Origin of the sequence: Cohnella sp. OV330 (assembly GCF_900112065.1) — a bacterium.
Lineage (GTDB): Bacteria > Bacillota > Bacilli > Paenibacillales > Paenibacillaceae > Cohnella.
On the sequence record NZ_FOKE01000012.1, the window covers coordinates 75,612 to 88,881 of the forward strand.

Here is a 13,270-nt window from a genome sequence, read left to right on the forward strand (position 1 = left end):
CAACCTTTCGATGCGGCTGCCGCAGCCGCGAATGTCCCGCGTCTGCGGCTGCCCGCTTACATTACTTGTTCAATTGGAGCAGTCTGGCCGTCGTTTTGTCCGTCGTCTTAAGCACGGAGGAGACGTCGCTCTTGCCGCCGAGCAGCTCCTGAAGCGCCTTGCCGTAATCCTCGATGATCGACGAGGCGCTGCCGCCCCAATTGTTCCACGGCGCGTACACGTTGCCCGCCTGGAACGTTTCCTTCACGCCGTCGAATTCGGCAGGCATGTCGAACGATACGCCCTTCAGGTAGCTGCTGCCGCCCTGATTGTTTTCCCAGAACGCCTTCTGCCCTTCCGGCGTCGCGATCAGATCCAGCACCTGCATGACCGCGTCGGCGTTTTTGGAATGCGCGTTCGCCGCGAAGCCTACGCCGGGCCCGCCGATGAGCCAGCCCGGGCCTTCGGCCGAGCCGTAGAACGGGAACATGTCCAGCTGAATGTTCGGATTTTTTTGCTTGATCGCCTCCAGCGCCCATGGACCCGATTCCCACATGGCCGCTTTGCCTGTCGCGAACTCGTCCAGCGCTTGATCGTAGTCGATGCCGAGCATATCGTTGGTGAGGTAGCCGCGTTTGATCAGCTCGCTCCACTTTTCCAGTCCCGCGTTCCAGTTGCCTTCGAGCGTCGTCTCGCCCTTGCCGTACTTCGCGTCGAAGTCTTTGTTCGCCGACTGCGAGAGGAACTCGTTCATGATGAGACCCATGGACGACTTCATCATCGGCTCGAACGATTTGGCGCCCATCGCCTGCGGCTTGACGCCGTTCTTTTTCAGATCCTCGTGCAGCTGCAGCTCTTCCTCGAACGTCTTCGGAGGCTTGAGCCCGTACTTGGCGAAGATCTCCTTGTTGTAATAGATGCCTTCGAACCAACTGATGCCGGGAAGCGCCACAAGCTTGCCGTCGACCGAGTAGACGCTCGTGCCCGCATCGCTGAACCGGTCGGCCAGGCTGGACAGGTCGGCCAAGTATCCGAGCTTGTTGTACTGCGTCGCGGCGGGCGGACCGACCGAGATAATGTCGGGGCCGGAGCCTGCGGCGAGCTGCGTGCCGATGATATTGTCGTACTGCGCGTTCTCGATAAATTGATATTCGATCTCGATATTCGGCAGCTTCTGCTTGATCAGATCGAGCAGGCTCTGCACCGTCGTCTCTTTGTTCCAATAGGCCATGCGGATCTTGACCTTCTCCCCCGAAGGCGCGGATGGCGAAGCGCTTGCAGAGGTGTCCGGCGATGCCGCGGCGTTTGAATTGCCGTTGTTGCCGTTCGATCCGCAGCCCGTCACGGCGAGCGCCAGCACGGGCAATGCCAACCAAATAGCTTTAAGTTGTCTCAACCTGTTATCCCCCTAAAGTCGTCGGTCGGGAGGCAACGCTAGCTCCCATGTGGTTCATTATAAGGCCGGGGATTTGGGTGTCGAAATCTGAAATTTTTACGTTGACTCTGAAGATTTTGCTTTCTATGAAATAAGCCCGTCATCCGCAAAGAGATGATGGGCGAAGCAGTCTATCGGGCGGGGGAAGGGGCGTTAGATGACGAGGGTCGGGAACGAAGCATCGCCGTCCAGCGGCGGGGGGCGAGGGATAGCGCAAACTGTGCACGGGTGCCTTAAACTACGTCGGCTTCGTCGCAGATGCAGGTCAATTGCTCGAGCAAACGCCCGAATACCTCGTTCCAGTCCTGCGTGGCGGCGAAGGCATGGGCCCGGTCCGCGATCGCGCGGCGAAGCGCCGGGTTGGCATGCAGTCGCGCAAGCGCAGCCGCAAAGTCATCGACGTCACCAGGCCGGCAGAGCAAACCTGTCTCGCCGGCCTTCACGAGATCGGGCAGCGCACCGGCGTCCGCCGCGATCACGGGCAGGCCGCAGGCCATCGCTTCGAGCGCGACGTTGCCGAAGGTCTCCGTCGGCGACGGGAAGAGAAGCGCGCCGGAGGCCTGCATCCACCGCTGAAGCGCTGCCTGCGGCAAGGCGCCGAGGAAGAGCGCGTCGATCCCGAGGCGCTCGGCGAGCTGGCGGAGCTCCGCCGCCTGCGGCCCGTCCCCGGCCAGCACGAGCCGCGCGTCTGCGCCTGTCTGCTCCCTGAAGCGCTGAACGGCGAGGAGCGCCGTGCGCGTGTCTTTCTCAGGCGCCAGCCGTCCGGCGCATAGAATCGGGAAGCACGCTGGAGGCAGACCGTGCTCGCGCAGCCAACCCTCTCCGTCGCCTTCCCGATGGAAGACGGCGGCGTCGATGCCGCGAGTCCACAGGTCGAGGCCGAGCCAGCCGTCCCTTCGGCACTCTTCGAGTACGGATGGAGACGGCACGAAGATTCGCTTGCAGGGACGGTGGAACCAGTGCAAGTAACGCCGCAGCAGCGTGCCCGCCCAGCTTAAATTGTAGTAAGGCAGATAGCGCGCGAAGTGCGTATGGTGGGAGGCAGCGAGCGGAATGCCATGCTTCAGCGCCAGCCTGCGGCCCGTGAGGCCGGTGCCGAACGGCGTAGCCACGTGCACCACCGTCGGTTTGAAGGCCAGCAAGCTTCGCTCTGCCGAAGCCGAGACGGGCGTCGCCAGCCGGCATTCCGGATAGAGGAAAAACGGCAGGCTGGCAAGACGCTCCGCCGTCTCCGCGTAGCCGGCGGCCCGGCGCGGCCCAGCCGGTGCGTACACCTTGCAGGCGATGCCTCTCTTTTCCAGATAAGCGATCCATCTCTGCAGCGTCTTGGCTACGCCGTTGATCTCAGGCGCGTATGTGTCGGTAAACAAAGCCAGGCGGATCTCGCTCATGCGACGAACTCCTCCTCTGACGATGCGATGCGATTCAGGCCCATCGTACAGCGGCTTCGTCACCGCCGAATCAGCGGAGTGTCAATTCGCGAGATGATTTTGCGTTTACAATCCGGCGTGCCGCGCTTCACACCGGATTGACAATTCGCGGCTAGACTTAGAAGCAAAGGCGCCGCTTCCGGGCGGCAAAGGAGAGATGGCCATGGCTCAGTTCTACCGCATGCTCAGCCGCTTCGAGAGCGATTGGTTCCTTCATATTAACGTCCGTTGGAACAGGGAGGCGCTGAACCGGCTGTTCTGGCTGTTGTCGATCATTGGCGGAGCGACGTTCTCGCTATCCGTCTCCTTGGCCGCAGGCCTGCTTGCCCCCGGCATCTGGGGCATCGCCGGCTGGCAGGCACTCGCTGCCGTCGTCCTCAGTCACCTGCCCGTCGCCCTCGCCAAGCGCGTCTCGCCCCGCTCCCGTCCGTATCAAGTGCTTCCTCAAGCCAAGACCGGACCGCGCCCGCTTCAAGATCCCTCCTTCCCCTCCGGACATACGACCGCGGCCTTCGCCCTGCTGACGCCCTGGATGGCCGCCTCCCCTGCGCTGATCCCGCTTCTTCTCCCCATCGGCGCCGGCGTCGCGCTGTCCCGCGTCTACTTCGGATTGCACTATCCAAGCGACACGATCGCGGGCATGCTGCTCGGCAGCTCGACGGCGCTGCTCGTCGGCGCGTGGATTCACGTGGCCTGACTGCAAGCTGCTTGGTGGCCCCGGATACCCGCGATGTAGCTCTAGATGAGACTACTTGCGCACGCGCGCCCCCGGTTACCTTCGATGCGACTCTGGTTGAGACTACTTTTGCATGGACGGCCCCGGTTACCCACGAAGTAGCTCTGGCTGAGACTACTTTCGCATGGACGGCCCCGGTTACCCACGAAGTAGCTCTGGCTGAGACTACTTTCGCATGGACGGCCCCAGCTATCCGCGATGTATCTCCGTTAGAGCCCGCAAAAAAAACGCAAAAAGGCCTCCCTGTCATCTCCGATGACAAAGGAGGCCGTCCTCATGCTTTCAACGTCCGCAGCGCCATTAGCGCGGCGCCTTCGGATGCATCCCTGCGCGCTTCGACCGCCTGTACGGACGGGCATACCTGCCGCAGCCGCGCCAGCAACGCCTCGCGCACATGCGCATTGCGGTGCAGCACGCTGCCCGCCAGCGCGAGCTCGCCGCCGTCCGGCCATAGCCGCTCGGCCACCGGCCGGACAAGTTCGCACAGTTCCGCGCCGCTGCGTGCGGCAATGGCCAGCGCAGCATCGTCGCAGAGCGCGCAAGCCTCCGACAGCAGCGGCGCGAGCGAAGCGATGTCCTGCTTGCCGGTGCGCCGGTCGTAGACGAAGCCGACGATCTCCGCTACCGAGCCGATGCCGAGCTTGGCATACGTCATCTCGGTCAGCACGGTGGCCGGCGCGCGGTCGTCATGGGCCCGGACGACCGCGGACAGCACGCTGCGTCCGATGCTGTATCCGCTACCCTCGTCGTCGATGAGGTGGCCGAAGCCGCCGGTGCGATGCACGTCGCCCGATTCGCTCCGCCCGTAGCAGATGGATCCGGTGCCGGCGATCAGAATCATGCCATGCTCGCGTTCCAGCGCGCCGAATAACGCCGTCTCATGATCGCCGACGATATGAACGCCGCCGCCGTAGCCGGACTCGCGAAGCGCTGCGGTCAGACGGCCGGGCACCGTCGGATTGCTGACGCCCGCCGCGCCGACGACGAGCTGTGTACAGGAAGCCAAGCCGCCGCACGCTTCGTCCAGCATCGTCACGATGTCCGCCAGATGGCGGCGGACCTCCGACTCATCCCGCCCGTTATAATTAATCCCGCCGGACGCAAACGTTTTTAGCGTGCGCCCGGTCTCGTCCATGACGGTCACCGCCGTTTTCGTTCCGCCGCCGTCTACGCCCGCCACGTATTTCATGGCCGATTTCCTCCTTTGCCCGATTGCCGTCAGACCCAATTTCACAAGCATCGCATATCCTGCGCTAACCCCTACTCGACCTCCGCAACCGCAACGTCAGCTATATGCCTGGTTGGCCGAATCCGGGCTTCCCGATCACATTCTCTACCCAAACCTGATCACGCATCCGCCCAGACGGCATTCGCGGGAGCTGCGCGAGGGCGAGAGATGCGGCGCATGTCGGCTCAGCTTCCGCGCTGCCAAACGCACTCGATCCGCCCTTCCGGCCTTACCTCTCCGGCCAGCACCCTGGCGACTGACGCCAAGGACAGCGGCGTATATTCAAATGCCGCGAGCCCGCATTCGATCCACGCCAGCATCTCCAGATCGTACGGCTTGCCTAGCGCGACCGCAGTGACTCGCTTGCCCGCAGACACAAGCCTGCGCACGGCTTCAAGCTGGCCGAGGTTGTCGACCGCGTTGTACAGGCCGAACACCACGCGGTCACAATCCTTTGCCTCCCGAAGCAACCGTCCCAGCTCCGCCTCGTCCGGGTCGATATCCGTGAGCAGCTGCGCCCCACCCAGCCTCTCCGCCATCGCCGCGGGGAAACTGAGTCCCGGCCGCACCTGGCTCGACGCCCGATCCGTCCGGTATGGATAACTGCCCGCGAACAGCGTGCGGGCGCTGCCCAGCGCTATGGGCGACAGCTCGCCTTCAACCAAACAGATGCCCGCCTCGCTGATCGCCGATGCCTGCGACCGGTGGGCCTCGCAACCCACGAGCGACAGCGGGAGCGCCTCTTCCGAAGGCGACGCATATTTCATTTTATAATACAGCACTTTGTCCACCGCTTCGTCGATCGTCTCCATCGGCAGGTCGCCGGATAGAACCGCCTGTTCGATCACCTGTACCGTCTCCCGGACGAGCGCGGGCGTATGGCTGACGAACAGCAGATGAATGCCCGCCTTCAACGCGCCCAGCGCGCCCTGAGCGGTGCCGTAATACTTCTGGATCGCATCCATCTCCAGGCAGTCCGAGATGACCAGCCCTTCATAGCCGAGCTCCCGCTTCAGCAGGCCGGTGACGATCGAGCGCGACATCGTCGCGGGCACCCGCTCCGGCTCGATGGCGGGAAACAGCATATGCGCAATCGTAAGCGCCTCGGCCCCCGCCGCGATCGCGGCGCGAAAGGGCCGCAGCTCCAGCTTCTCGAGCGCCTCCAATGTCTTGGGCACCGAAGGCAGTCCCAGATGGGAATCGACCGCCGTATCGCCGTGACCCGGGAAATGCTTGACCGCGGCCAGCACGCCCTCTTCCTGCAGCCCTCGCAGCATTTGCAGGCCGTACGCCGTCACCGTCTCGGCCGTATCGCCGTATGCGCGGACGTTGATGACCGGATTGCGCTTATTGTTGTTGATATCGAGTACGGGCGCCAGATTAAAGTTGATTCCCAGCGCCTTGAGCTCCTTCGCGGTGATGCGCCCTGCCGCCAGCGCGTAGTCGGGTTGTCCCGTCGCGGCAACGGCCATTGCGCCCGGGACGTTGACGGCGTCCTGAGGCAAGCGCGTCACGCGCCCGCCCTCCTGGTCGATCGAGATCAAGGCGGGGCAGCCCGTCTCTTCAAGCGCGAGGCGCTGCAGATCGCCGCATAGCGCGGCCAACTGCGACTTGTCCTCCGCGTTGTAGGCGAACAAGATGATATTGCCGATCTTCCACTCGCGCACGAGCTCTCGCAGATCCTCCGTGATCGTCAGCCCCGGCAGGCCCGTGACGATCAGCTGGCCGATCTTTTCCCGCAGCGACAGCTCCCGGCGATTCATTGCCTGGTTACCCACCCGGATTCCTCCTTCAAAAAGAAAGGCGGCAACCGGCCGACCGCGCTTGCGCGGCGATCCGATTGTCCGCAGCCGTACTAATACAAATGAAATTCCGCCTTCATCGCCGCAAACGCCGCGCTCTCTTCGCGAAAGCGAGCGAGCAGCTCAGTCAGCTCGAGGTCCTCGTCACGGTAGACGCTGTCCCCGCCGAGCAGGTCGATGAACGGCCTGGAGCCTTCCCTCAAGGGCGGCAGAAACGCGAACGCCTCGTAATTCCGCTTGATCGTATGCAGGAGCGTCACCCCCGTCTCGAGCGGCCGGACCGCGCGGACATCGGTGACATGCAGCTGCACGCCACGGCATAGCTCATCCCGATGCTTGGAGAAAGACGGCTTGAAATGCGCCGGCCGGAACCGGACGCCCGGCAGGCCGAGCCCGTTCATCTCGTCCGACAGCCGTTCCGCGTCGATAAACGGTGCCCCGATCATCTCGAACGGGAACGTCGTCCCTCTGCCCTCCGACAGGTTGGTCCCCTCGAAAAGGCAGGTACCGCCATACAGCAGCGCCGTCTCGAACCGCGGTATGCCGAGCGACGGATGGATCCAGAGCCGCCCCGTATCGGGGAACAGCATGTCCCGCTCCCAGCCCTCGCAGCGGACGACATGCAGGTCGGCGCCCCAGCCCTGCTGCGCGTTCGCCATCGTCGCCACCTCGCCGGCCGTCAATCCGTACCGCACGCACAGGGGATAGCCCCCCACGAACGACCGATAGCCGTCTTTCAGCACATTGCCTTCGACCGTGACGCCGTCCAGCGGGTTGATCCGATCCAGCACGACGAACGGCTTGCCCGCCTTCGCGCAGTCCTCCAGGGCATAGAGCATTGTATAGATAAAAGTATAATAGCGAACGCCTACGTCCTGAATATCGTATACGACCGCGTCGACTTGATCGAGCATGTCCGGCGTCAGCCGCTTCGAGTCCTTGCGGTACAGGCTGTACACCGGCACGCCGGTTCGCTCGTCGATGTACGAGTCCACCAGGCCGCCGGCCGCCTGATCGCCGCGCACCCCGTGTTCGGGCGAAAAAAGCGCGGCGAGATGGTACCGGTCGTGCAGCAGCTGGATCGTGGATTCGAAGCCGAGCGTCAGCCCGGTCGGTGCCGTGATCAGCCCCAGCCGCTTGCCTTGAAGCAGACCGTCGTACTTGCCGCTCGCGAGCGTGTCGACGCCGTTCAGCACCGTCGCCATCTCCTACTACAGCTCCGACTGACGCAGGCGCAGCGTCTCTTCGGGGACCATGAACGTCTCCGCGTACGTCTTGCGCGCCTCGATGCCGCGCACACGGGCCAGGTGCTTGTAGTATTCCATATAAGGGAACGACCTGCTGCCGGTGACGAACCAGTGCGTCGACAACGCCTTGATCCACAGGTCGTACGCCTCTTGGTCGAAGTCCACGTAGACGTAAGGGCGGTAGTCGACGGCATCCTCCCAATTTTCCGCATAGTACAGCTTGCCCGCGAAGGCTGCCGGCAGCTCCCGCTCGATCGACGGCAGGCCCGCGAAGAAGCGCGCGTCGTTCACGATCCGGTGCGTCGTCATATGATCCTTGTGCATGCTATTCTTAAAATGCGTGATGATGATGCTCGGCCGCACCCTGCGGATCACGTCGCACACGCGCCAGCGGATCGCCGCGTCGTCCGGCAGCTCGCCGTCGGGGATGTCGTCGAACACGATCGCTTCGCCGCCAAGCAGGTCCGCGAACGCATGCGCCTCCCGAATCTTCTGCGCCCGGTAGTCCGCCATGTCCTGGCCCGCGGGCACCCCGCGTTCGCCCGGCGTTAGTGCCAGCGTCACGATGCGGTCGCCCTTGAGCGAATGACTCGCGAGCACGCCGCCCGCCGTCAACTCCATATCCCCTACATGGCCCCCGATAGCCAAGATCGTCTGCTTGTCGCTCATTGTGTTAGCTCCTTCCGCATGATCGCGAATTGACGTACCGTGTTGAAGCCGGCTTTCTCGTAGATTCGAATGGCAGGGTTGCTGCTCCCCGTGAAAAGCGACATGTAGTCGGCGCCGACATCGCGCAGCGCCTCGCACAGCTTGAAGAACAAAATGCTCCCGAGCCCGCGGCCCTCGTGATCCGGGTGAACGCCGATGCCGGCGAAGTACCCCCGGCCGTTGTCCTGGCGCACGACCGGTCCCGCGAAGCCGGCTGCTCGGCCGCCCGGTGCCGCCGCGATCACGACGGGCACTCCGTCCGCGACGCAGGCCGCGATCTCGCGCTCCCAGGCGGGATTGGCGAGACCCGCCAGCATCTCGGCCAGGCCGGTATGCCTGCGCGGATCGAACAGCTCCACCGCATAGCCGTCCTCCGCGGCCTTCGCCTCCTTGGCCCGAATGTCGTCCGGGATCGCGAAGTCCGCGAGCGGTCTGTACATGGCGCATTGGCGCGCCCGGTCCGTATAACCCTCGCTTAGGAGGAAGCGATACAGCTCAGCGTCCACTGCTACGCCGGGCGCGTTGTTATGCTCATGTCCCGGCGTACCCGGTATGTACCAAGGCAGGCGCATCGGGTTGAAAAAAAGCACCTCGGATTGGCGCTTGCCCAGCTCCCGGAACCGCGCTTCTATCGCCTCGAGCAGCGCCTTCCGGTTCGCGTCCGTGTCAAAGCCATCGGCCAGCACGATGCAAGTGACATAGCCTGCGACTTCGCCCAGCGGCAGATCGTCGCCTGTACAGCCGCAGGCGAAGCCCCGAGCCTCGCCGTCGTTCAACAGCACGAACGCGCATGCCGGATCGAAGTACCGGTTCGCCGTGAAAATCTCGGCGAACGTGTCTCGCGTCAGCTCCTTGTAGCCGTCGCGGACGGCCGCGCCGTTCCAAAGCGCCACGACCGCGTCCGCATATCGATCTTCCCACGCCGCCAACATCGGATGGCCCATCCGCCGCACCTTCTTTCAACTAAGTAGCCGTTATCGTAGCCAAGCCCGTTCGAGGCTGACGGGACGCAGGCTCCATGTATGCACGTACGTCCACAATTTGCCCGCGACCATCTCGCCGCCGCTCCATGTATGCACGTACATCCACACTTTGCCGCAATCGTCTCGCCGCCGCTCCATGTATGCACGTACGTCCACACTCTGACCGCAACCGTCTCGCCGCCGCTCCATGTATGCACGTACATCCACACTTTGCCCGCAATCGTCTCGCCGCCACTCCATGTGTTCATTTACGTCCACACTTCGCCCGCGACCAACTCGTCCGTTTTGCGCGCTTCGCGCATCGAGAACTTCCGATGTTCATCCGCCGCACCTTCTCGCCGCTTCGCACAAATGCATTTTTGCAGTTATTTTCAAGCCAATCGAAGCTCGGACGAAATGAAATGCAAAAATGCAGTTATTTCCGCCGGGATCGCGTGTTTCGGTACACTTCATCGGAATTAATTGCACATTTGCAGTTAATGACCGAGTAGGAAGGCGCATCGGGAATAATAGCTGCACATATGCAGTTATCGTCCGGAGAGTGGCGCTCTGCTCGCGGCTTGCGTCAAACCCTCGGCTCGTAACCTACCCGCGCCCCCGCCCTATCCAACCGCATCTCCCTTATTCCTACGCCACAACTAGCTCAGTACGAGATCTTCCCCAGCACCACCGGCCGCGCCGCGCCCGTCGCCGCCGGCAGGTTGGCCGGCTGCCGCGCCATCGCGTAGTCCGCGAGCAGCGCGAACGCGATCGCCTCCTTGGAGTCGCTGCTGCCGCCGACTTCCTCCTGCGTCGCGACCGCCACGCCGCGCGCCGCCATCTCGGCGGCGAGATCCCGCATCAGCACGGGGTTATAGCTGCCGCCCCCGCCGACGATCATGAGATTCGCGGTATGCCTGCCCGCGATAAACCGGTCGTACGCGTCGCCGATCGACCAAGCGGTCAGCCTCGTGACCGTGGCCGCGAGATCCGCGTCCGACAGACCGAGCTCGCGGCCGCGGCGCACGATCCGCTCCACGTAGTCCGCGCCGAACCGCTCGCGGCCCGTCGACTTCGGCACGGGCATCGCGTAATACGCGTCCTGCCGAAGCTCGCCCAGCAGCGTCTCGCTCACGCTGCCCCGAGCCGCCAACGCGCCGCCCGCATCCATCGCGAGCGCGCCGCCCGTCACGAGACTCGCGACGCCGTCGATGAGCATGTTGCCCGGACCCGTGTCGAAGGCGAATACGTCCTCCGGGCCGCAGCCCGCCGGAATGACGGTGACATTGCCGATACCGCCGATGTTCTGCAGCAGCAGCGTCCGGTCCGGCTCCCGGTAGAGCAAATATTCAGTGAACGGGACGAGCGGCGCGCCCTGTCCGCCCACCGCGAGGTCCGCGGGGCGGAAGTCCGACACGCACGGAATGCCCGTGCGCGCGGCAATAACGGCGCCTTCGCCGATTTGCACCGTATAGCCGGCCTCCGGCGCATGGTAGATCGTCTGCCCGTGCGAGCCTACGACCGTCACGTCCGCCGGCGCGAGGCCTGCCAAGCGGATGACGGACAGCGCCGCTTCCGCGTATAGCCGCCCAAGGCGGACGTTCATCCCGCCCACCCGGTCCACGGTCGCCTGCGCCGGGTCGAACAGCTCGAAGATCTCGCGACGCACGTCCGCCGGGTACGGCTTGTTCTCGAAGGCGAGCAGGCGCACCTCGATGCGCGCGTCGCCCGGCACACCTATGATCTCGACAGCCGCGGCGTCGATGCCGTCGACGGAAGTCCCCGACATCAGGCCGACCGCGTAGCGCCGCGATGGTTTACCCGTCTTAGTCCCGCCCCGCTCTTCCGCAGCTTCGCCGCTCTCCCGCATCGCCGTGCGCCGAGTCCCTTCCTTTTCCCCGGCCATATCAGCCCTTGACCGCGCCGACGGTAACGCCTTCGAGGAAGTACTTCTGCAGGCTGAAGAACAGAATGAACATCGGCACCGCCGAGATCGTCGCGCCCGCCATCATCGGGGAGAAGTACGTCGTGTTCGCGAAGCGGAAGTTTTTGAGACCGACCTGGATCGTCTGCATATCCATCGTGTTCGTGACGAGGAACGGCCAGAAAAACGTGTTCCAGCTCTCCATGAACGTCAGGATCGCGATAACGGCCATGACCGTCTTGGATAAAGGCATGATGATCCTGAAGAAAATCTGAAGCTGGCTGCAGCCTTCCACTTTCGCGGACTCCATGATCTCGGTCGGGATGCTGCTCATGAACTGCTTGGCGAGGAAAATGTTGTACACCGTCACGAGGCCCGGCAGGATGAGCGCACTGTACGTATTTTCGATATGGAACGTGTTGACGATCAGAATGTACAGCGGGACCTGCGTCACCTGGTACGGGATCATCATCGCCGCCAGCAGGATGGAGAAGAGCACGCCCCTGCCCCTGAAGCGCAGCTTGGAGAACGCATACCCCGCCAATGTCGCGAAGAAGACGTTCGTGATCGTCACGGCGCCCGCTACGATCGTCGAGTTCAAAATCCAGCGGTACGAGTACTCGCTATAGTTGAAGAAAAAGGAATACGACTCCAGCGTGAACTTCCCCGGCCAGATGGAATAGCTGACGGCCCCTGCCTCGACCGGGTCTCCGAACGAGGAGATGACCATGAAGTAGATGGGGAACAGCGTCGCCAGCGCGAAGAGCAAGAGAAGGACGACAATCACGGTATTGCGGGCGGTCTTGCCCGCCCGGCTGCCGGTATGGTTATTGTATAGTGACATCTGCGGTTGCCTCCTTCCCCTAGTAATCCACGTCTTTGCCCAGGAACTTGAACTGGAACAGCGAGACCAGGGCTATGATAAGCGCCAATATCAGAGATTGGGCCGCGGCTTTGCCGAATTCAAAGTACTTGAAGGCATTGTCGAAAATGAGCAGGCCGACCATCGTCGTCGCGTGGTCCGGTCCGCCGCCGGTCATCAGATACGCGTTCTGGAACACTTGGAACGATCCGATGATCGCCGTCACGAGCAGGAACAGCGTCGTCGGCTTCAGGCTGGGGATGACGATATGCCACAGCTTCTGCAGGAAGGACGCGCCGTCCAGGTCCGCCGCTTCGTAGTAACTGTCGTCGATGCCGAGCAGCGCGGCCAGGTAGATGATGATGCTCGCGCCGTGGCTGGACAGCCACGCCATGATGACCAGCGAGAACATCGCCGTGGCGCTCGAGCCGAGCCAGTTCTGGTTGTGCGCGCCGAACCAGCCGATGAATTGGTTGAAGATGCCGCCCGGCATCGGATCGAAGATCCACAGCCAGACGAGCGAGAGCGCGACGCCCGAGGCGACCACGGGCAGGTAATACACGGCCTTGAACACGGTCTGCAGCTTCTTGCGCAGCGGGAGAATCATGATCGCGACGAGAAAGGACAGCAGCAGCGCGACCGGGACGGTCAGCACCGTATAGACGAGCGTGTTCTTGATCGATTTCCAGAACAGGTCGTCCTTGAAGGTCGCCGTATAATTGTCGAAGCCGATGTAGGTCGAACCCAGCGGCTTGTATTCCTGGAAGCTGATGAGGAACGCGCTGATGACCGGATATGCCGTAAACAGGGCGTATACGATGAGCGCGACCGCGATAAACGCGTAGCCCCATGCGCCGTCGCCTTTGATCTTGCGCTTTTTGACCGGTTGTGCCGACTGGGCCATGTGCAGGACTCCTCTCCTAGCGTCCGCGTATGAAGAAGGATAGCCGCATGCGG

At 63.1% G+C, this 13,270-nt stretch carries 12 protein-coding genes; 1 reads left to right on the forward strand and 11 read right to left on the reverse strand.

Annotated features, from left to right (window positions below):
- Positions 1 to 61: 61 nt before the first annotated feature.
- Together BM235_RS24850 and BM235_RS24855 are read right to left on the reverse strand one after the other, a co-directional pair.
- Positions 62 to 1,375 carry an ABC transporter substrate-binding protein gene (locus BM235_RS24850; protein WP_143106729.1) on the reverse strand — a complete coding sequence of 438 codons (1,314 nt, stop codon included), beginning with the start codon at positions 1,373 to 1,375 and terminating at the stop codon, positions 62 to 64.
- Between the two features lie 272 nt (positions 1,376 to 1,647).
- The gene (locus tag BM235_RS24855) at positions 1,648 to 2,805 is read right to left on the reverse strand and encodes a glycosyltransferase family 4 protein (RefSeq protein WP_090116952.1); all 1,158 of its coding nucleotides are present in this window, start codon (positions 2,803 to 2,805) and stop codon (positions 1,648 to 1,650) included.
- Positions 2,806 to 3,007: 202 nt separating this feature from the next.
- On the opposite strand from BM235_RS24855, the gene BM235_RS24860 reads away from it, so the two are divergent.
- Entirely contained in the window at positions 3,008 to 3,541 is a 534-nt protein-coding gene (locus BM235_RS24860; RefSeq protein WP_090116953.1) for a phosphatase PAP2 family protein, read from the forward strand.
- Positions 3,542 to 3,854: 313 nt separating this feature from the next.
- Here BM235_RS24860 and BM235_RS24865 read toward each other — a convergent pair whose 3' ends face one another.
- The 9 genes from BM235_RS24865 to BM235_RS24900 form a co-directional block, all read right to left on the reverse strand.
- Positions 3,855 to 4,769, reverse strand: coding sequence for an N-acetylglucosamine kinase (locus tag BM235_RS24865; protein ID WP_090116954.1), 915 nt, complete (start codon positions 4,767 to 4,769; stop codon positions 3,855 to 3,857).
- Between the two features lie 224 nt (positions 4,770 to 4,993).
- Positions 4,994 to 6,586, reverse strand: a complete 1,593-nt coding sequence (locus BM235_RS24870) for a glycoside hydrolase family 3 protein (RefSeq protein ID WP_255374587.1) — start codon at positions 6,584 to 6,586, stop codon at positions 4,994 to 4,996.
- A gap of 77 nt (positions 6,587 to 6,663) precedes the next feature.
- Positions 6,664 to 7,815 carry an exo-beta-N-acetylmuramidase NamZ family protein gene (locus BM235_RS24875; protein WP_090116956.1) on the reverse strand — a complete coding sequence of 384 codons (1,152 nt, stop codon included), beginning with the start codon at positions 7,813 to 7,815 and terminating at the stop codon, positions 6,664 to 6,666.
- A gap of 6 nt (positions 7,816 to 7,821) precedes the next feature.
- Positions 7,822 to 8,526, reverse strand: a complete 705-nt coding sequence (locus tag BM235_RS24880) for a PIG-L deacetylase family protein (protein ID WP_090116957.1) — start codon at positions 8,524 to 8,526, stop codon at positions 7,822 to 7,824.
- Positions 8,523 to 9,509, reverse strand: a complete 987-nt coding sequence (locus tag BM235_RS24885; protein ID WP_369803549.1) for a GNAT family N-acetyltransferase — start codon at positions 9,507 to 9,509, stop codon at positions 8,523 to 8,525. Before BM235_RS24885 ends, BM235_RS24880 begins: the two co-directional genes overlap by 4 nt.
- A 30-nt stretch (positions 9,510 to 9,539) precedes the next feature.
- Entirely contained in the window at positions 9,540 to 9,686 is a 147-nt protein-coding gene (locus tag BM235_RS32170) for a hypothetical protein (protein ID WP_158544092.1), read from the reverse strand.
- 505 nt (positions 9,687 to 10,191) lie between these two features.
- Positions 10,192 to 11,433 (reverse strand): anhydro-N-acetylmuramic acid kinase, encoded by a 1,242-nt coding sequence (locus BM235_RS24890; RefSeq protein WP_255374588.1) that lies wholly within the window; start codon positions 11,431 to 11,433, stop codon positions 10,192 to 10,194.
- A gap of 1 nt (position 11,434) precedes the next feature.
- Positions 11,435 to 12,295, reverse strand: a complete 861-nt coding sequence (locus tag BM235_RS24895) for a carbohydrate ABC transporter permease (RefSeq protein ID WP_090116958.1) — start codon at positions 12,293 to 12,295, stop codon at positions 11,435 to 11,437.
- 19 nt (positions 12,296 to 12,314) lie between these two features.
- Positions 12,315 to 13,217, reverse strand: a complete 903-nt coding sequence (locus tag BM235_RS24900; protein ID WP_090116959.1) for a carbohydrate ABC transporter permease — start codon at positions 13,215 to 13,217, stop codon at positions 12,315 to 12,317.
- Between the last annotated feature and the right edge of the window lie 53 nt (positions 13,218 to 13,270).

Coding starts and splice junctions, on each gene's coding strand:
- BM235_RS24855 (WP_090116952.1), bottom strand. CDS start 2,805: ATGAGCGAGATCCGCCTGGCTTTGTTTACCGACACATACGCGCCTGAG.
- BM235_RS24860 (WP_090116953.1), top strand. CDS start 3,008: ATGGCTCAGTTCTACCGCATGCTCAGCCGCTTCGAGAGCGATTGGTTC.
- BM235_RS24865 (WP_090116954.1), bottom strand. CDS start 4,769: ATGAAATACGTGGCGGGCGTAGACGGCGGCGGAACGAAAACGGCGGTG.
- BM235_RS24875 (WP_090116956.1), bottom strand. CDS start 7,815: ATGGCGACGGTGCTGAACGGCGTCGACACGCTCGCGAGCGGCAAGTAC.
- BM235_RS24880 (WP_090116957.1), bottom strand. CDS start 8,526: ATGAGCGACAAGCAGACGATCTTGGCTATCGGGGGCCATGTAGGGGAT.
- BM235_RS24885 (WP_369803549.1), bottom strand. CDS start 9,509: ATGGGCCATCCGATGTTGGCGGCGTGGGAAGATCGATATGCGGACGCG.
- BM235_RS32170 (WP_158544092.1), bottom strand. CDS start 9,686: ATGGAGCGGCGGCGAGACGATTGCGGCAAAGTGTGGATGTACGTGCAT.
- BM235_RS24890 (WP_255374588.1), bottom strand. CDS start 11,433: ATGGCCGGGGAAAAGGAAGGGACTCGGCGCACGGCGATGCGGGAGAGC.
- BM235_RS24895 (WP_090116958.1), bottom strand. CDS start 12,295: ATGTCACTATACAATAACCATACCGGCAGCCGGGCGGGCAAGACCGCC.
- BM235_RS24900 (WP_090116959.1), bottom strand. CDS start 13,217: ATGGCCCAGTCGGCACAACCGGTCAAAAAGCGCAAGATCAAAGGCGAC.